The sequence below is a fragment of the Brevibacterium sp. W7.2 genome (assembly GCF_018137945.1).
Classification (GTDB): domain Bacteria; phylum Actinomycetota; class Actinomycetes; order Actinomycetales; family Brevibacteriaceae; genus Brevibacterium; species Brevibacterium sanguinis.
On record NZ_CP073089.1, the window covers coordinates 3,766,873 to 3,785,142 of the forward strand.

Sequence of the window (18,270 nt, forward strand, 5' to 3'; positions counted from 1 at the left end):
ACGCTATCAACACGTGACCTGAGCAACAAGTGGCGAAACCTGGGCGAATCATCACTGCTCGGACGGTCACGATGCCCTCACCGAGGTTGTGCGGATTTCGCGGCACATCCGACGGATTCCGCACTACCGCACTACGGATGTCACGGTATCGGCAGAGACGCCCGTCTTCAGCGACGCCCCCGACCGCCTCGGGGGACAAGGAGCCTTCCACGGCGCTCGCGTTCCGGCCGGTCCGAGAACGGGGTGTTGATTTGCCGCCGACGATCGTTATACCGTGCAGTAACACCCCGTAGTAACTTACGTCACATTCGAGGCGCCGACGCTGCAGTCGGCGTCGGGAAGAGGATCAATGAAGTTCCCCATGCTCCGTCATCTGCGCGCCCTCGGCTCGACTCATGCAGGGCGCATCGCCCTCGTCGCGATTCCCGCGGGCATCGTCTCCGCCGGCCTCATGGGCGGGGTCGCCCAGGGGGCCGTCCCGGTCTCGTTCTCGGTCTCCGGCAGCCAGTTCCAGATCAGCGCCTCTCAGCTCGAGGGCACCGGATTCTCCCAGTACGGCGGTGTCGCGAAGGACACCGAGGGCGGCGACCACACCGTTGCGATCGCGAACATCAAGAGCGCTGAGCTGGGCGATCTCTGCCAGTCCGCGGTCACCGACACGCCGCTCGGCAAGGTCGGCGTCCTCATCACGGCCGGAGGCGACGGCGAACCGGCGACGGCCAGCGATCTGCAGATCGGCATGACCGGGCTCAAGGGCGACGCCGAGTTCGAGAACATCCGCATCGGCGTCGACGCCTCGGACGTCGAGACCAAGGCCAAGGGTTCGCCCGGCGACTTCGCCCAGGACGCCGATACGATCTCGATCTCGGGCCTCGAGCAGACGGCCTGGAGCACCCAGGCGTCCGTCTTCACCCTCAAGGGGATGAAGCTGGAGCTCACCGACGGCTCGAAGACGTGCTTCTGATGGCTGAGGCATCGACCGATACCCAGGGCGCGGCAGTCTCACCGTCGCGGCGACGCCGCCGCAGCGATGCGGCGCGCAGCACCGAGAACGGCCGGGGCTTCCGGCACTGGCGTCGGCAGCGGCCGTTCATCGGCGGGGTGCTCGTCGTCCTCGGCGGGATCGAGCTCTTCTTCTCCGGCCAGCTCGACACCGGGAACATCCAGATCCAGTTCGGCATCGAGGGCCTGCAGGCCACGGTCATCCCGCTCGCGCTCGTGCTCCTCGGCGTCCTCGCGATCACGATGCCGACGCATCATGTGTTCTACGGGATCCTCGCGCTCATCGTCGCGATCTATTCGCTCGTCGGGGTCAACCTCGGCGGGTTCGTCCTCGGCATGCTGCTGGCGAGCATCGGCGCCGTGCTCGTCGTCGCCTGGATGGGCCCGCGCAACCCGGCATCGGGAACTGAGGCGTCGGGAACTGGCACGTCGAGCGATGAGGGGACTGGATGAGGGCGCGGGGGCCGCGGACGGCGCTGCTCCTGGCTGCTCTCGCACTCACGGTCCCGGCGTCCGTGGGGGCCACAGCCCCCGAGGCCTCCGGAGCCGCGACGGTGGATCGGATGGGTGGGCTCTGCTCTGAGCTGACGCCGTGCGAGCGTCCGGTTCTGCCCGGCCCGGCTGCGGGACCGACGCCCCAGGTGCCCCGAACACCGGTGTCCCCCGGACCGGTGGAACCCGGACCAGCCGAACCGGGACCAGGTGACCTCGGCCCCGGAGACCCCGCACCATCCGAGCAGCCTGCACCCACCGGGCCTGCGCCGATCGGTCCTGCCCCGACAGAGTCGCCCTCGCCGACCGAGTCGCCGAGCCCGACGGCATCACCGACGGCACCCGTCGACGCGAAGGAGGACGACAAGGCCCCGGTCTTCGCGAAGACGCCTGCGTCGATGGGATCGGAGAAGCTGTCGTTCACGGGGCTGAGCGGGATCTCGATCGTCACCGTGCCGACGGCCGACGGCGGGAGCATCCGCGCCCTGAAGATCACCGCAGAGTCGATCACGATCGACGGGTTCTCACTCACGGTGCGGCCGCCCGACGAGCCGGGGCTCGTGACGAAGGCCGATCAGATGACGCTCAAAGGCCACGTCAGCGTCTACCTCGGATCGATCACCGCGACGACGAAGACCGGCGATTCGGTGACCATCGGCACCGACACGCCACCGCCCCTCGACGATGTCGAACCCGGGCTGCTGCGCGTGACGATGGGCCTCGTCGGCTCGATGGCCGATTCGATCAGCTACAGCAACACCGAACAGAAGATCGTCGACCCCTGAGGTGGGAGCAGCCTCGTCGCATCCACGGCGAGGCTGCTCCGAACTCACGGTGCGACGATTTCGACCTTGAATCCGTCGGCATTCTCCAACCAGCCCGCGTAATGGTCGTCTCCCCCAGCGTGCGGATAGCGCTCGTGGTACAGCGGCTGCCACCCCTGGGCGGCGGCTGCCGTCATGATGGAATCGACGTCTGCCCGGGTGTCGGCGACGAATGCGAGATGGTTGACCCCACCTCGGCGACGGTCGAACTGTTCGGGCAGGAGGTTCGGCGACGTCGTCAGGGTGAGATAGCCGCGATCGTCGCCTTTCCAGGTCTGACCGCCCGACCACTCGTGCACGCATTCGAACCCGAGCGCATCGAAGAGCCACGCCCACGAGTCCCATGACGACGACCGCTCGTCGAGCCACAGCTCGACATGGTGGAGACCGGCCACTGTCACTCTCCTGCCGCGCGCACAACAGAGGATCCGGTGCCAGCGGCCTTGCCGGACTCCCCCGCCCGGTCCCGGAGGTAGGCGACGAAGCTCTGCGCGAGCAGGCGTCCCACGCGCACGAGCTCGGCATCGGCGGCGTCGAGCTCGGCGACGATCGAGTCCGTCGTCTTCCCCTCGGGCAGCGCGACCGCGTCCGAGCGCAGCCACCGCCGGATCTGCTCGGCGTCCGTCTCCGGGTGGAACTGGGTGCCCCACGCGAATTCGCCGACGCGGAAGCCCTGCACCGGGGCGTCGGACCCGGTGACGAGGAGCTCTCCGCCGTCGGGCAGCGCCATCTCCTCCTGGTGGAAGAGCACCGAGGGCAGGGTCATCCCCGACAGGGCGGCGAACACCGGGTCCGCCTCCCCCGCCGAGGTGGTGTGCAGATCGTAGATGCCGATCTGCGGGCGCGCTCGCCGCGTGATCGGCGCATCCGTGGCCGCGGCGAGCAGCTCCCCGCCGAGGCAGATGTTGAAGCTCGGGAACTCACCATCGGCTGACCGGCGCAGCAGACTCCTCACCTGCGGGAACCAGGGATTGTCCGCGTCCTCGAGGGGACCGGACGCGCCTCCGAGGACGATGAGGGCACCGAACTCGCCGAGACCGCCGCCCCCATCACCGTCGCCGTCGACCGGGATCGCGTCGCCGAGGTAGGGCCGGACGACGACCACCTCGGCGCCGGCCTCCTCCAGCCACTGGCCGAACCGCTCCGGCCCGGTGCCCGTCTCGTGCTCGATGACGAGGATCTTCACACTGTCCGACCCCACTGACTACTCCGCGGTGACGTACGCCGAGGTGATGCCTCCGTCGACGGTGAACGTCGAGGCGTTGACGAACGTCGAATCGTCGCTGGCGAGGAACGCGACGGCCGCCGCGATCTCCTCGGGTTCGCCGAAGCGTCCGCTCGGGACGTGGACGAGGCGCCGCTGCGCCTGCACCGGGTCGGCGGCGAAGAGCTCGGACAGCAGCGGCGTGTTGACCGGTCCCGGGCACAGGGCGTTGACGCGGATGCCCTGCTTGGCGAATTCGACGCCGAGTTCGCGGCTCATCGACAGCACCCCGCCCTTCGACGCGGAGTACGAGATCTGCGAGGTCGCCGCCCCCATGAGCGCGACGAACGAGGCCGTGTTGATGATCGATCCCGACCCCTGCTTGACCATCTGCTCGAGCGCGTACTTGCAGCAGAGGAAGACGGAGGTGAGGTTGACCGTCTGCACCTTCTGCCACGCGGCGAGGTCGGTCGTGAGGATCGAACTGTCATCGGTGGGGTTGATGCCGGCGTTGTTGAACGCGACGTCGACGCGTCCGTAGTGCTCGACGGTCCGGGCGAAGAGGTTCCTCACGTCCTCCTCCTCGGCGACGTTGACGCGGACGAACAGGCCGCCGAGCTCCTCGGCGACCTCCGGCCCGCGCGTCTCGTCGAGATCGGCGATGACGACCTTCGCCCCCTCTTCGGCCAGGCGCCGCGCGCTGGCCAGCCCGATGCCCGAGGCACCGCCGGTGATGACGCAGACTTTGTCCTTGAGTCGGGTTGCCGCAGTGGTCATTGCTCTCCTTGATGCTCTGGTGTGGCCTTGATGCTCTGGTATGGCTGTGGTGGTGTGGTGGTCTCGGCCGGTCGCTCAGTCCGCCGGCTGGGTCGCGAAGAAGACGTTCTTGACCTCGGTGAACGAGGCGACCGCGTCGGGTCCGAGCTCGCGGCCGAGACCGGACTGCTTGAACCCGCCGAACGGCGTCGAATAGCGCACCGAGGCGTGCGAGTTCACCGACAGGTTCCCGGCCTCGACGCCGCGGGACACGCGCATCGCGCGGTCGAGGCTCGACGTCCAGATCGACCCGGAGAGCCCGTACTCCGTGTCGTTGGCGATCCGCAGGGCCTCGGCCTCGGTGTCGAAGGGCACGACCGAGAGGACGGGGCCGAAGATCTCCTCGGTGAAGTCGACCGACGAGGTCGTGGGCGGGGTGAGCACGGTCGGCGGGAACCAGAAGCCGGGCCCGGTCGGCGCGGTCCCGGTGAACGCGACATCGCCCGCAGCGACATATCCGGCGACGCTGTCCCGGTGGGCGGCGGTGACGAGCGGGCCCATCGCGGTCTCGGGCAGGGTCGGATCGGCGGCGGCGAAGTCCCCGACGGCCTCCTCGAGCGCGGCCATGAACTCGTCGTAGATGCCGCGCTGGACGAGCAGACGCGACCGGGAGCAGCAGTCCTGCCCGGAGTTGTCGAACACCCCGCCGGGGGCCGCGGCGGCAGCGGCGGCGACATCGGCGTCGTCGAAGACGATGTTCGCGTTCTTGCCGCCGAGTTCGAGGGTGAGGTTCTTCACCTGGTCGGCGCACCCGGCCATGATCCGCTTGCCGACCTCGGTCGACCCGGTGAAGACGACCTTCCGCACGGCCGGGTGGGTGACGAAGCGCTCCCCGACGACCGATCCCTTGCCGGGGATGATCGTCAGCACGCCCTCGGGGATGCCGGCCTCCCGCGCGAGCTCCCCGATCCGGATCGCGGTGAGCGGCGTGATCTCCGCAGGCTTGAGGACGACGGTGTTGCCGGCGGCGAGCGCCGGGGCGAACCCCCACGCGGCGATCGGCATCGGGAAGTTCCACGGCACGATGACCCCGACGACGCCGAGCGGTTCGTGGAACGTGATGTCGACCCCGCCGGCGACGGGAATCTGGCGGCCGAAGAGGCGTTCGGGCACCGCCGCGTAGTACTCGATGACGTCGCGGACGTTGCCGGCCTCCCACGTCGCGTTCGAGATTGTGTGCCCGGCGTTGGCGACCTCGAGCGCGGCGAGCTCATCGATCGCGGAGTCGACGGCGGCGGCGAAGCGCCGCAGCAGCCGGGCCCGGTCGGCGGGGGCGACGTGGCGCCACGTCTCGTACGCCTCGGCGGCCCGCGCGATCGCCCGGTCGGTGGCCGCGAGGTCCGCGAGCTCCACCTCGGCGATCGACTCCTCCGTGGCCGGGTTGACGACGGTGTACGTGCTCAATTCGGTGTCTCCTTCACGCTGGTGCGGTTTCACGCTGGTGCGGTCATGCTCATGGGGGCGCCGAGGCGGTCCTTCGCGGCGTCGACGAGGGCGGTGACGACGCGGGCGTCGTCCGGATTGTGCTCGGGGTGCCACTGCACCGCGAAGAGCCACCCGTCGGACCGGTGGGCGGGGTCGATCTCGATCGCTTCGATGAGGCCCTCGGCGCTGCGGGCGGTGACGGTGAGTCCCGCGCCGAGGCGGTCGACGGCCTGGTGGTGGTAGCACGGTGCCGTCGCCGTCTCCCCGAGGACCGCGCGGGCGATGGTGCCCGGCTCCGTCGTCACCGCGACCTCGCCGTAGATGCCGGGCCGCGGTTGGTAGTCGGTGTGGCCGGTCACCTCGGGCAGGTGCTGGATGAGCGTGCTGCCGTGGGCGACGGCGATGACCTGGAGGCCGCGGCAGATGCCGAGGACGGGCAGACCCCGCTGCCGCGCGGCGGCGAGCAGGAGGAATTCGCTGTCGTCGCGGAACGGCTGCGAGCCGGTGCGCTCGTGCGCCGCCGCCCCGTAGGCCGCGGGGTCGACGTCGGCGCCGCCGGCGATGAGGAGCCCGTCGAGGCGGTCGAGCACTGCAGGTGCCTGACCGTGCGGGGGCAGGAGGACCGGGATGCCCCCGGCCGCCGCGACCATGCGGACATAGTCGGCGGGGACGAGGGCCGCCTCGGTGTCCCATACTCCCCACTGGGCCTGCTGCAGGTAGCAGCTGATCCCGATGACGGGCGGATCCGCAGGCGCTGCCGCGGATCCCTCGGCGATGTCAGAGTCGTTCGAAGCCACGGATCCTCTCCCAGTCGGTCACGGTCGCATTGTAGGCCTCGAGTTCGATGTCGGCGGCATGGACGTAGTGGCGCACGACGTCCTCGCCGAATGCCTCCTTCGCGATGTCGGAGTTCTCGAGGAGATCCCGCGCGCCGGTCAGCGTCGTCGGCAGGCGCTTCGCATCGGACATGTACGCGTTGCCCTCGGTGATCGGCGGCAGCGGGAGTTCGTGCTCGATCCCGTAGAGACCGGCGGCGATGAGGGAGGCCGCGGCGAGGTACGGGTTGAGGTCGGCCCCGCCGACGCGGCATTCGACGCGCAGCGACGGACCCGAGCCGACGACCCGGAACGCGCACGTGCGATTGTCGAAGCCCCACGCGACCGCGGTGGGGGCGAAGGAGCCTTCGACGAAGCGCTTGTACGAGTTGATGTTCGGGGCGAAGAAGTACGTGAAGTCCTCGATGCACGCCAGCTGCCCGGCGATGAAGTGGTTCATCAGGGTGGAGAAGCCGTGCTCGCCGTCGCCGGCCATGACCATGTCACCGTCGGCGGAGCGGAAGCTCAGATGGATGTGGCACGACGACCCCTCCTTCTGGTCGTACTTCGCCATGAACGTGATCGACTTCCCGTGCTGAGCGGCGATCTCCTTCGCCCCGTTCTTGTAGACCGCATGGTCGTCGCAGGCCTTGAGCGCCTGCTGGTAGCGGAAGGTGATCTCGTGCTGGCCGAAGTTGCACTCGCCCTTCGCGCCCTCGACGTAGAGGCCGGCACCGGCCATCGAGTTGCGGATGTCGCGCAGCAGCGGCTCGACCCGGGCGGTCCCGAGCAGGGAGTAGTCGACGTTGTACTGGTTCGCCGGGGTCATGCCGGTGTAGCGGGAGTTGAAGGCGTCCTCGTAGCTCGTGTCGAACGTGATGAACTCGAGTTCGGTGCCGACATGGGCGCTCAGTCCCGCCTCGGCGAGCCGGTCGAGCTGCCGCTGGAGGATCTGCCGCGGGGAGGCGGCCACGGGTTCGCCGGTCGTCCAGAACAGGTCGCAGTTGACCATCGCCGTGCCCGGCTGCCACGGCAGCAGCCGCAGGGTCTTGAGGTCCGGCTGCATGACGAGGTCGCCGTAGCCGGTCTCCCATGAGGACATCTCGTAGCCGTCGACGGTGTTCATGTCGACGTCGACGGCGAGCAGGTAGTTGCAGGCCTCCGAGCCGTGCCCGGCGACGTCGTCGAGGAAGAACTGCGCTCCCAGCCGCTTGCCCTGGAGCCTGCCCTGGGCGTCGGTGACGGCGACGACGACGGTGTCGATCGAGCCGTCCTCGGTGCGGCGGCGCAGCTCGTCGAGCGTCAGGGGCTCGGCCTGCACCGATCCGCGCGACGTCCGTTGGGGCGAGTGCGCGGTCGTGGGCGCCGAGGTGATCGTCGGTTTCGGTGAGGTCGTGAGGTCGTTCATCAGGGTTTCCTCTTGTTCTCAGTTGTCGTGCGTCGGTGTCGTCAGTCTGTGTCGTGAGCCGGTGTCGTGAGTCAGTATCGTGCGTCGGTGGGTGGGGATGGGGATGCGCCGGGGTGGGGAGGCGACGAGGGGGGACTATTTGAGTTCGCTCTCGGCGGCCTCGATCTGTGCGAACTCCTCCTCCGGGGCGCTCGCGACGAGGTGGTGGCGCGAGTAGAACCAGAAGTAGGCGAGCGCGACGAGGAAGACGGCTGCGGCGATGCCGGCGGCGAGGATGTCGACGAAGAACGTCGCGATGACGGCCACCGAGGCGAGGACGAGTGCGATGCCCGTCGTCACGACCCCGCCGGGGGTGCGGTAGCCGCGCTTGAGGTCGGGCTCCTTGAAGCGCAGCCGGATGTGCGAGAGGTTGAGCAGCACGTAGGAGACCGTGGCCCCGAAGACCGCGACGTTGAGGAGGACACCGCCGTTGCCGCCGGAGAGGACGGCGATGAGGAAGCCGATCGTGCCGGGGACGATGAGGGCGAGCACAGGGGTCTTGCGCTTGCCGGTGTGGGAGAGCCACTTGGGCAGGTAGCCGGCCCGGGAGAGGGCGAAGAGCTGCCGCGAGTAGGCGAAGATGATGGAGAAGAAGCTCGCGACGAGTCCGGCGAGACCGGCCCAGTTGACGAAGGTCGCCAGCCACGAGTTTTCGCCGTAGGCCGCACGCAGCGCCTCGGGCAGCGGGTTGTCCGACTCGCCCATGGCGGCCGCACCGGCGATGCCCGGGACGAGGAGAAGCATGAGGGCGCCGAAGACGACGAGGATGGCCATCGCGGTGATGATGCCCCGCGGCATGTCGCGCTTGGGGTCGGCCGACTCCTCGGCGGCCAGCGGCACGCCCTCGATGGCGAGGAAGAACCAGATGCCGAAGACTAGAGAGCCGAGCAGCCCGCTGATGCCCATCGGAAGGAACGTGCTCGAGCCGAGCGCCGCCGTCGGTTCGATGTCGAAGAGGTTGCTCGCATCGAAGTGCGGGATCGCGGCGATGACGAAGACGATGAGGGCGATGACGGCGACCGCGGTGATGACGAACATCAGGCGCAGCGCCTCGCCGACGCCCCACAGGTGGATGCCGATGAAGATCGCGTAGGCGGCTAGGTAGATCGTCCACGCGGGCACGGACTCCGGCAGGATGCCGAGCGCCTGGACGTAGCCGGCGATGAAGGTCGAGATCGCCGCCGGGGCCATCGTGTATTCGATGAGGACGGCCATGCCGGTGGCGAAGCCGCCGAGGGGGCCGAGCGCGCGTCTGGCGAACCCGTATCCCGCACCCGCCGTCGGCAGGGTCGAGGAGAGCTCCGCGAGACCGAAGACCATGCACACGTACATGAGTCCCATGAGGAGGAAGGCGATGAGGAGACCACCCCACCCGCCTTCCGCGAGGCCGAGGTTCCAGCCGGAGAAGTCACCCGAGATGACGTAGGCGACGCCGAGGCCGGCGAGGAGGATCCACCCGGCCGCGCCCTTCCTCAGCTGTCGCTTCTCGAGGTAGTGCTCATCGACGTTGCCGTACTCGATGTTCTTGGACATATCCGCTCCCAGCGATTCAATGGATCATGTTCAGACCATTGGCTGGAGTCGACTGTAGTATGACCCAGATCACGGTGTCAAGGGTCGACCGAGGCTAATCTTGAGGAGTGGACGTGGATCGGAACGCAGACGGCGGAGGCGGCGGCGTGGGCGGCAAGCCCGGCGGCACCCCGAATGTCGCTGACGGCCCAGGTGCCGCTGAGGAGGCTGCGGAGTCCCAGCGTCCGGCCCGACTGCGCGGCGGCAACGTCTTCGAGCACACGATCGCCGAGCTCCTCCGCGCGATCCGCCTCGGCAAGTACCTCGTCGGCGACAAGCTGCCGCCCGAGCGCGAGCTCGCCGCGCGGATCAACGTCTCCCGGGCGACGCTGCGCCAGGCGCTCAGCGAACTCCAGACCGCCGGGGTCGTCAGCGTCCGCCGGGGACGCTACGGCGGCACCTTCGTCACGCGGCTGCCGGTCGCGGATCGGGATGCCGGGATCGACCTCGGCGAACTCGACGATGCGGTGCGGTTCCGGCTCATCCTCGACACTGCGGCCGCCCGGGTCGTCGCCGAACGCGGGCTCAGCGCCGAGGAGCGGGAGACGCTCATCGCCGCGGAGCAGGGCTGCTGGATGCCCTTGGGCAGCTCGGCTGAGGACATCGAGCAGTTCCGCGCCCTCGACGCGCGGTTCCACCTGACGATCGCCGAGCTCACGGGAATCCCTTCGCTCGCCGAGGCGGCCGCGACGACGAGGGACCGGATCAATGCGCTGCTCGATCAGATCCCGTTCATCCACACGAACGTCGAGCACTCGTGCATGCAGCATGCGCGCATCGTCGAGGCGATCTTCGACCAGGACGCCGAGGCGGCGGCGACGCTGGCCGCGCAGCACGCCGAGGGCACCGAGCAGCTGCTCCGCGGATTCCTCGACGGGAAGTGACCGGACGCGGCCCTGGCGCAATCGACCGAACGCGATCGACCGAGCGCGGCCCCGCCTCGGCGAGGACATCACCCGGCGACGAGCCGGCGGGCCTCCTCCTGGTGGGCGGCGATGAGGGCCTCGGTGTCGAGCGTCTGGCCGTCTGCGCCGATCGCCCGCCCGTCGCGGACGCGCCAGGCCCCGGCGACCATGACCCGGTCGGCTTTCTCCGCCCCGCAGAGGACGAGGGCGGGAATCGGATCGTGCGCGCCGGAGAAGGCGAGCCCGTCGAGGCGGAACAGTGCGAGGTCGGCCTGCTTGCCGACGGCGATCTCGCCGATGTCGTCGCGACCGAGAGCCGCCGCGGACCCCCGGGTCGCCCAGTCGAGGACGCGGTCGCAGGTGACCGCCTCGGCGCCGTAGCGCAGACGCTGGATGTAGAGTGCCTGGCGGACTTCGCGGATGAGGTTCGAGGCGTCGTTCGAGGCGGAGCCGTCGACCCCGAGTCCGACGCTGACGCCGGCGTCCTCGAGTTCGACGGCACGGGCGATGCCCGAGGCCAGGCGCATGTTCGAGGTCGGGCAGTGGGCGACGGAGACCCCGGCCGCGCCGAGGCGGACGATCTCCTCGTCGTCGAAGTGGACGCCGTGGGCGAGCCACGTGCGGTCGCCCAGCCAGCCCACGGATTCGAGGTAGTCGACGGTGCGCAGGCCGAAGCGCTCACGGCAGAAGTCCTCCTCGTCGAGGGTCTCTGCGAGGTGGGTGTGGAGGCGGACGTCGAGGTCGGCGGCGAGTGCGGCGCTGTCGCGCATGAGTTCGGTCGTCACGGAGAACGGGGAGCAGGGGGCGAGGCCGATCTGGACCTGCGCGCCGACGCCGCGCTCGTGATAGGTCTCGACGAGTCGACGCGAGTCGGCGAGGATCACCTCGGCGTCCTGGACGGTCTGCTGCGGCGGCAGGCCCCCGTCGTCCTCACCGAGCGACATCGAGCCGCGGGTGAGCATCGCGCGCATGCCGAGGTTCCGGACGACGCCGACCTGGATGTCGATGGCATCGTCCATGCCGGTCGGGAACAGGTAGTGGTGGTCGGCGGCGGTCGTGCATCCGGATTCGAGGAGTTCGGCCATCGCGACGGTCGTCGCGAGCTCGAGGGCGCGCGGGGTCAGGCGCGCCCAGACGGGGTAGAGGTTGGTCAGCCAGCCGAAGAGCGGGAGGTCGGCGACGGGCGCCCAGGCGCGGGTGAGCGTCTGGTAGAAGTGGTGGTGGGTGTTGATGAGCCCAGGTGTGATGACGTGTTCGCTCGCGTCGACGACCTCGTCGGCAGGGGTGCCGGGGGCTCCCCCGGCGGGCACGAGTTCGACGATCGTGCCGGATTCGGTGTCGACGACGATGCCGCCGCGTGCGGCAGTCGCGTCGTGGGTGTCGTGGGTTGTGGGGCTCTCCGCCGGGGCAGTGCCGTCGGCCCGGGCAGCGCTGTCTGCTCGGGTGGAGCGCCCGAGGTGGACGGCCAGGGGGTTGCGCAGCCAGATTCTCGTCATCGTCATCGCCTCTCGATGGGTGGGCTGTCGCGGTCGGGCGCGTGCTCGGCCGCCGGTGAGGCGAGGACGCTGGGGCCATCGCCACCAGCTCAGGTTTCACGGCGTCTGCTGCTCCGCCGGTCGGTGTGCGGCTCGTCCGCTCTGTGCGGATCCGGCGCTGATTTGTGCGCGGAACCGACACCGACAAGACTGAACTCTAACATGTGCTCCGCATCACGATTTCGAGTTGCCAACCCGACAGCATTCGCTTAGCATTCTGCGATAAGGAAAAATACTTTCGCATCTTGGAAGTGATAATCGCCAGAGGAACATTCCGGACGACCTCAACGGAAGCAGTACAGCGATCCGATCCCCTCAAGGCGCAGGCCGGGTTCACGATGTGAGCCTTCGTTCCAGGGCGGTGCACTGTCGCACTCCCGGACGGCACCGCCTTCAGCGACCGGCCAGCAGGTTCGCGCCCGACCATTCGGGGAGCGAACAGGAATTCGATGGAGAAGACAATGTCGGTGTCCAAACAGTCCAAGCACAAGACGCAGCGGCCAGAGGACGAGCGGCTGCCGGTCGGCACGTCGTTCGCGTACGGCCTGCAGCACGTCCTCACGATGTACGGCGGCATCATCGCCGTCCCCCTCATCATCGGCAAGGCCGCCGGTCTCGACGATGCCGGCATCAGCGTGCTCATCGCATCGTGCCTGTTCATGGGTGGTCTGGCGACGATCCTGCAGTCGTGGGGCGTGCCGTTCTTCGGCTCCCAGCTCCCCCTCGTCCAGGGCGTGTCGTTCGCCGGCGTCGCGACGATGACGGCGATCCTCGCGGGCGGCGACGGTCTGCCCGAGGTCTTCGGAGCAGTGCTCGTCGCCTCGGCGATCGGGCTCATCGTCGCACCGGGATTCGCCCTCATCGTCAAGTTCTTCCCACCGGTGGTCACGGGCACCGTCATCACGACGATCGGCCTCTCGCTCATGCCGGTGGCGGCCGGGTGGGCGATGGGCGGCAACGCCGAGGCTCCTGACTACGGCAGCGCCCGCAACATCCTCATCGCCGTCGGCACTCTCGCCGTCGTTCTGCTGCTCAGCCGCATTCCCGTCGCGATGATCTCGCGTCTGTCGATCCTCTTGGCGATCGTCGTCGGCACCGTCGTCTGCCTGATCTTCGGCTGGGCGGACTTCTCGAACGTCCTCGATCGCGGCATCTTCGCGTTCCCCGAGCCGTTCGCGTTCGGCATGCCGACCTTCTCCGCTGCGGCGATCATCTCGATGTTCATCGTCATCATCGTCACCTTCGCCGAGACGACGGCCGATATCATCGCCGTCGGCGAGATCGTCAAGACGAAGGTCGACTCGAAGCGCATCGCGAACGGCCTGCGCGCCGATATGCTCTCCTCGGCCGTCTCGCCCGTGTTCAACTCGTTCACGCAGTCGGCGTTCGCGCAGAACGTCGGCCTCGTGGCGATCACCGGCGTGAAGTCGCGCTTCGTCGTCACCGCCGGTGGTGTCATCCTCGTCGTGCTCGGTCTGCTGCCGGTCATGGGCGGAGTCGTCGCAGCGATCCCGTCGCCGGTGCTCGGCGGTGCCGGCATCGTCCTCTTCGGCACGGTCGCGGCCTCGGGCATCCGGACGCTGTCGAAGGTCGAGTACGAGGGCAACCTCAACATGATCATCGTCGCGGTCTCCCTGGCCTTCGGCATCATCCCCGTCGTCGAGCCGGACTTCTACAACTCGTTCCCGTCGTGGGTCGGCATCATCCTCCACTCGGGCATCTCGTCGGCGACGATCATGGCCGTGCTGCTCAACCTCATCTTCAACCACATCGGCGCGAAGACGAAGGACCGCTCGGATCGGTCCGTGTTCGTCGCGGGCACGGGGCGCGTGGTCCGGCAGCAGGACCTCCAGCGTCTCCTCGACCACGAGGCGATCCTCGCCGAGGGCGACACGATCAAGGACGGCAAGATCGTCGACTGCAACGGCGAGGAGGTCCCCGTCGTCACCGATGACCAGCACGAGAAGATCGTCGAAGCCACGAAGAACGGTGAGGTGAAGACGAAGGACGACGTCCGCCGGGTCATCGAGGAATCGGAGAAGTAACCCGCCGAGGCTGTCGCCGGTGACCGTCGGCGTCACGCAGCGGGCGTGATCGTCATCGCCGCCCAGCGGGATGATCGTGAGCGTCGCACAGAGTCGGTGATCGTGGCGTCGAACGGCGGTGTTGTCAGAACGGCGGGGGTTCTCCGTTGTCCCACACCCATTCCCTGCCTTTCGGGGCCTTCCACTCGGTCGATCCGAACTTCGGCATCCACCCGGGGTGCCCGCTGCCTCCCTCTGGTCCGGGACATTCGGCGGACCTCCGCACCTCCCCCGCGCGGTGGACCTCGCCGCCCTGCTCGCACGGTGCCTCGTTCGGATCGGACAGCCTCGGTGAGGGAGGGGCGTCGTTCAGGTCGGGCAACCTCGGTGAGGGAGGGGCGTCGTTCAGGTCGGACAGCCTCGGTGATCGAGGTGCTCCGTTAGGATCGTGCGGCCCCAATGATTGAGGTGCGTCATTCGGACCGGGCAACCTCGGTGGTTCAGGCGTGTCGCTTGGAACGCGCGACGTCGATGGATCGGTCGGAACGGACCGATCCGATGGACTGGGCTGGTCCGGCGGGTTCGTCGAGTCTGGAGGACGCCATGACCCTGGCGGCTGGGACTGCACCACCGAGTTGGGCCGAGCCGGCGGGCCCGGTGTGTCCGACGGTGTCGGCGAGTCCGGTGTGCCTGGCGAGTTCGGCAGATCCGGTGAGTCTGACGAACTCCATGGCCCCGGCGTATCGGGCGAATCCGATGGCCCTGATGAATCGGGCGGAGCAGATGGGCCGGGCGGGTCGGCGTCACCGATGTCGCGCATGAGTCTCGCGTTCTCCGCGTTCACCGGGTGATCAGGTGGCGATACGGTCGCGGTGCTGCCATGGGCGAAGCGGTACTCGACCACCCCGGGTTCCACCATCCGCACCGAGTACTTTCCATCGGTTTTCGCCTGGTGGTGCTGTTTGCAGAGCGGATGGAGGTTGCCGAAGACGGTCTTGCCGCCGGAGGCCGGATCGTCGTGATCGAACGGGATGATGTGGTCGATCTCCGAGGTCTCGGCCCGTCGTCGACAGCCCGGAGCGGTGCATCCGCGCCACTGGACGATGAGGGTCTGCCGGATCGCGGCGGGAATCTGATAGCTGAGGGCCTTCGCGTCGATCGGGGTGCCGGTCGCCGGGTCGGTGAGGATCCGGGTCCATGTCCTCGAGTGTGCGGCAATGTATCGCGCCGTCTCGGCGGGAACTGGGGATCCGTCGGAGAAGGTACCCGGCAGATCCGCCTGCTGTGCCAGGGACATGCAGGGCACGGTGGTGATCATCTTCGCTTGGGCACGCATCCAGAACTCGTCGGTCGGCATCGAGACCGTCAGAGCGAAAGCCACCCGACCGAACTCATCCAGCTCAACGCCGGGAAGTCGGTGCAATCTGTGCGGGACGGCAGGGCCTGTGGGCGAAGAGAGGTCGTGGGAACCGTCCTCGGAATCGGCGATGAACTCTGAGGCGTCGCCGCCGGAGCCTCCAGCATTGGCTGCGGCGGCGACTGCGGCGTCGATGTCCTCGGCATTCCTGACGTCGTCGAGGTCGAGGGGAATCTCCGTTGTCGTCGTCTCCCCCGTGTCGGTGTCATGGGCGCGCACCTGAATGCTGACCTGAGGAACCGTGCGGGTGAAGATGTCGAACATGAGTGCGGCGATGCCGCGGTCGTCGTCGATGACGGCGCCCGGAGGAAGCTGGTCGGCGATGGCTGCGGTGCTGCCATTGCGGATGAGCTTTGCGAAGGCCTCGATCCGCACATAGAGGGCCTGCAGGTCTGCAGACGATCCGGTCAGGGTCAGGCACGCTGTGCCGTCGGGATACGTGGTGAGATCGACGCGACGGTGTTCGCGGGCGCTCTCGGTCCGTTCCTCGTTCGGCTGCAGAACGGCGATCTTCATCGCGAGCGACTTCTTGAAGGTTTCGATGGTGATGTCCGCACGGCGCTCGTCGAGGTAGCGGTCGACGGCGTGCAGATTCGTGAACCTGAGATGGCGGCACGCCTGCGCGGCGGCGAGGATGTGCTCGATGGTGAATTCTCCGGCCGCACATCGCGCGTGGAACTTGGGCAGTCCGTGGACGAGCGTCATTGCGGCGACGATGTGCGCGTAGGTGCCGGACACCGTCGAGCCGCGGATCGCTGAGAGCTCAGCGACGTCCTCGGTGTGGGAGCACCGGTGAACCCATCCGTCCATCGTCTGGGTCTCGCTGAACTTGGGAAATCCCGGCAGAAACGCCGAATCGGCATCCTGTGACTCTGTGCCGCCCTCAGCGGGCGCCGCGACGTGAGGCTCGGAATCGTCTGCACCGGTGTTGCCGGGCTCCGCATCGATCGAGCCGGGGACCGATATGTCATCGAGGTCATCGACCTCGGTATCCGTAGAGCTCCCGACATCTGAAGAGCCCCCGGCAACTGGGGAGACCCCAACATCTGAAGAGCCCCCGGTATCTGAAGAGACAGCGCCGTCGCCGCCGGTCTCACTCTGGTCGTCGGGCTCATCACCGCTGCCGTTGCGCGCGCGAGCGAACCTCCACGCAGTCTCGCTGAAGGTCGCATGCCGGTAGGGGCTGCCGGGATCAGGATTGATGAGGTCGAGATGACCGATGACATCGGCGAGGAAGGCGCGGGCCGTCGCTTCGAGAGCGGCGATCTGCGCCCGGTCCGAGGATGTGTAGACCGCGTAGACGTCGGCGTAGGGAGAGGTCGGGTCGACCTCGACACCGCGGGGATTCGAGCCAGGCTGATCTGCGGATGGAACCGATTCGATTGTGTCAGTCACGGGAGTCACCTGTCTTCCCACATCAGCGTGGCTAATGACATTAGTGTAGTTCACGTCACATTCGATGTCAATGCCTATTTCGAAACTCGTTCGAACGTGAAATTCATTCGCTTCGCAGTGCTCAGCGATTGTCGGGAGCGGTCGCCGGGCGGAAACGCAATATCCGAGTGCACCTCGGATAGTCAGATCGGGCATACGGCGCCTCCGCTTCTTCCGTCCAGCCTCGACGGACACCGGGGTCCTGCGACGTGACGTGCGAGTGGAACCGGACTGGTTCCCGCGATTCGGAGCGCTGGGAGCATCAGGTAGTACGAACCCGCCGAGCGAATCCAGTCCGTCGCGAATACGGGGCGCTGGTCGAGTCCGCGTCACTACGAGAACCCAGCCCGGTCCGCCCTCGGCACGTGACTGCGAGTCGCCGCTGCGGTCTGCTTTTCAAGAGAATCGGTGAGTACCCGGACGGCACTCCGCGTACCCGGACGACACTCCGCGTACCCGGACGACACTCCGCGTACCCGCTCGGCACTCCGAACGTCGTCGCAGCCCCTCAACCCACGGGCACCTCAATCCGCCGTCGACGCACGTGACCGCACGTCGGGACGCATGCTCAGCGTCTCAGAAGCCCCGACCCTTACTCAGCGTCTCAGACATCCCGTCTCGGACTCAGCGCCCGAGACTCCTCTGCTTGGTTCCGGCCGCCTCACACCTCGCGGGTCAGGAGGCCGGGCAGCTCGGTCATCGAGTCGAACGTGGCGTCGGCGCCGACGGCGAGCAGGGCTTCAGGCCGCTGATGGACGGGTGAGGGAGGGCAGAAGCCGAAGACGAACGATCCGGCAGCCCGCCCCGCGATGACGCCGGTGGGCGAGTCCTCGATGACGGCCGCCTCGGCGGGATCGACGCCCAGCGCATCCGCGGCTGCGAGATAGACGTCGGGGGCCGGTTTGGACTTGGGGAGCTCCATCCCGGAGAAGATCCGGCCCTCGAAGACGTCGTAGAGGCCGATCTTCTTCAGCTGCAGCTCGATCTTCGGGCGGTCGGCGCTCGACGCGCACGCGAGCTTGCCCGGATACGCCGGCACGATCGTCCGCACGGCCTCGACGACTCCGGGGATGGCCTGCAGGGAGGCCTCGAGCTCGACGTTGCGCCGCCGCCGGAAATCGGCAAGCCAGGCGTCGTCGATGCGGAATCCCGTGTGCGCCTCGATGACGTCGGTCTCATCGCGCAGCATCTTGCCAACGAACCGCGCGACCGCCTCCTCCTTCGACAGGTTCCAGCCCAGCTCGGCGAGCATGCCGCGCAGCACCCCGTTCGTGATGCTCTCGGAATCGACGAGGACGCCGTCACAGTCGAACAGCACGGCAGCGAATTTCGGGCTCAGATCCATAGGGTCGATTCTG

General features: G+C 68.1%; 15 protein-coding genes. 5 read left to right on the forward strand and 10 right to left on the reverse strand.

The features are described from left to right. Positions 1-349 precede the first annotated feature (349 nt). From J9315_RS16940 to J9315_RS17595, 3 genes are all read left to right on the forward strand, one after another. Entirely contained in the window at positions 350-964 is a 615-nt protein-coding gene (locus J9315_RS16940; protein ID WP_198500155.1) for a DUF6230 family protein, read from the forward strand. Then, positions 964-1,455 (forward strand): DUF6114 domain-containing protein, encoded by a 492-nt coding sequence (locus J9315_RS16945; protein ID WP_211978462.1) that lies wholly within the window; start codon positions 964-966, stop codon positions 1,453-1,455. The genes J9315_RS16940 and J9315_RS16945 overlap by 1 nt, the downstream gene beginning before the upstream one ends. Positions 1,456-1,673: 218 nt before the next feature. Further along, on the forward strand, positions 1,674-2,279 hold the full coding sequence (locus tag J9315_RS17595; protein WP_211978463.1) for a hypothetical protein: 606 nt from the start codon (positions 1,674-1,676) through the stop codon (positions 2,277-2,279). Positions 2,280-2,323: 44 nt separating this feature from the next. Here J9315_RS17595 and J9315_RS16955 read toward each other — a convergent pair whose 3' ends face one another. The 7 genes from J9315_RS16955 to eat all read right to left on the reverse strand — a co-directional run bounded on the left by J9315_RS16955 (position 2,324) and on the right by eat (position 9,558). Beyond that, positions 2,324-2,713, reverse strand: a complete 390-nt coding sequence (locus J9315_RS16955) for a glyoxalase (RefSeq protein WP_211978464.1) — start codon at positions 2,711-2,713, stop codon at positions 2,324-2,326. 2 nt (positions 2,714-2,715) lie between these two features. Continuing rightward, positions 2,716-3,519, reverse strand: coding sequence for a type 1 glutamine amidotransferase (locus J9315_RS16960; protein WP_249120957.1), 804 nt, complete (start codon positions 3,517-3,519; stop codon positions 2,716-2,718). 3 nt (positions 3,520-3,522) lie between these two features. Further along, positions 3,523-4,299 carry a 3-oxoacyl-ACP reductase gene (locus J9315_RS16965; RefSeq protein WP_198500150.1) on the reverse strand — a complete coding sequence of 259 codons (777 nt, stop codon included), beginning with the start codon at positions 4,297-4,299 and terminating at the stop codon, positions 3,523-3,525. A 75-nt stretch (positions 4,300-4,374) separates the two neighbouring features. Then, complete coding sequence (locus J9315_RS16970; RefSeq protein ID WP_198500149.1) at positions 4,375-5,742, reverse strand: aldehyde dehydrogenase family protein; 1,368 nt, start codon at positions 5,740-5,742, stop codon at positions 4,375-4,377. Between the two features lie 29 nt (positions 5,743-5,771). Continuing rightward, positions 5,772-6,560 carry a gamma-glutamyl-gamma-aminobutyrate hydrolase family protein gene (locus tag J9315_RS16975; protein ID WP_211978465.1) on the reverse strand — a complete coding sequence of 263 codons (789 nt, stop codon included), beginning with the start codon at positions 6,558-6,560 and terminating at the stop codon, positions 5,772-5,774. Next, the gene (locus tag J9315_RS16980) at positions 6,541-7,986 is read right to left on the reverse strand and encodes a glutamine synthetase family protein (protein WP_232623793.1); all 1,446 of its coding nucleotides are present in this window, start codon (positions 7,984-7,986) and stop codon (positions 6,541-6,543) included. Before J9315_RS16980 ends, J9315_RS16975 begins: the two co-directional genes overlap by 20 nt. A gap of 135 nt (positions 7,987-8,121) precedes the next feature. Further along, positions 8,122-9,558 carry an ethanolamine permease gene (eat, locus tag J9315_RS16985; protein WP_211978466.1) on the reverse strand — a complete coding sequence of 479 codons (1,437 nt, stop codon included), beginning with the start codon at positions 9,556-9,558 and terminating at the stop codon, positions 8,122-8,124. Positions 9,559-9,671: 113 nt separating this feature from the next. Between eat and J9315_RS16990 the strand changes: the two genes are divergently transcribed. Then, positions 9,672-10,481 (forward strand): GntR family transcriptional regulator, encoded by an 810-nt coding sequence (locus J9315_RS16990; RefSeq protein WP_249120958.1) that lies wholly within the window; start codon positions 9,672-9,674, stop codon positions 10,479-10,481. Positions 10,482-10,549: 68 nt separating this feature from the next. On the opposite strand, the gene J9315_RS16995 is transcribed toward J9315_RS16990, so the two are convergent. Beyond that, complete coding sequence (locus J9315_RS16995) at positions 10,550-11,998, reverse strand: 8-oxoguanine deaminase (protein WP_211979361.1); 1,449 nt, start codon at positions 11,996-11,998, stop codon at positions 10,550-10,552. Between the two features lie 488 nt (positions 11,999-12,486). On the opposite strand from J9315_RS16995, the gene J9315_RS17000 reads away from it, so the two are divergent. Continuing rightward, positions 12,487-14,082 (forward strand): nucleobase:cation symporter-2 family protein, encoded by a 1,596-nt coding sequence (locus J9315_RS17000; RefSeq protein ID WP_198500146.1) that lies wholly within the window; start codon positions 12,487-12,489, stop codon positions 14,080-14,082. Positions 14,083-14,206: 124 nt separating this feature from the next. Here J9315_RS17000 and J9315_RS17005 read toward each other — a convergent pair whose 3' ends face one another. Next, the gene (locus tag J9315_RS17005; protein WP_249120959.1) at positions 14,207-16,873 is read right to left on the reverse strand and encodes an HNH endonuclease signature motif containing protein; all 2,667 of its coding nucleotides are present in this window, start codon (positions 16,871-16,873) and stop codon (positions 14,207-14,209) included. A 700-nt stretch (positions 16,874-17,573) separates the two neighbouring features. Continuing rightward, positions 17,574-18,257: an HAD family phosphatase gene (locus J9315_RS17010; protein ID WP_211978467.1), complete on the reverse strand. Its 684-nt coding sequence runs from the start codon at positions 18,255-18,257 to the stop codon at positions 17,574-17,576. Positions 18,258-18,270: the final 13 nt, after the last annotated feature.

What these genes read in the sequence shown, in the direction of transcription:
- J9315_RS16940 (WP_198500155.1), top strand. Translation starts at nt 350, where the DNA reads ATGAAGTTCCCCATGCTCCGTCATCTGCGCGCCCTCGGCTCGACTCAT.
- J9315_RS16945 (WP_211978462.1), top strand. Translation starts at nt 964, where the DNA reads ATGGCTGAGGCATCGACCGATACCCAGGGCGCGGCAGTCTCACCGTCG.
- J9315_RS16965 (WP_198500150.1), bottom strand. Translation starts at nt 4,299, where the DNA reads ATGACCACTGCGGCAACCCGACTCAAGGACAAAGTCTGCGTCATCACC.
- J9315_RS16980 (WP_232623793.1), bottom strand. Translation starts at nt 7,986, where the DNA reads ATGAACGACCTCACGACCTCACCGAAACCGACGATCACCTCGGCGCCC.
- eat (WP_211978466.1), bottom strand. Translation starts at nt 9,558, where the DNA reads ATGTCCAAGAACATCGAGTACGGCAACGTCGATGAGCACTACCTCGAG.
- J9315_RS16995 (WP_211979361.1), bottom strand. Translation starts at nt 11,998, where the DNA reads ATGACGAGAATCTGGCTGCGCAACCCCCTGGCCGTCCACCTCGGGCGC.
- J9315_RS17000 (WP_198500146.1), top strand. Translation starts at nt 12,487, where the DNA reads ATGGAGAAGACAATGTCGGTGTCCAAACAGTCCAAGCACAAGACGCAG.
- J9315_RS17010 (WP_211978467.1), bottom strand. Translation starts at nt 18,257, where the DNA reads ATGGATCTGAGCCCGAAATTCGCTGCCGTGCTGTTCGACTGTGACGGC.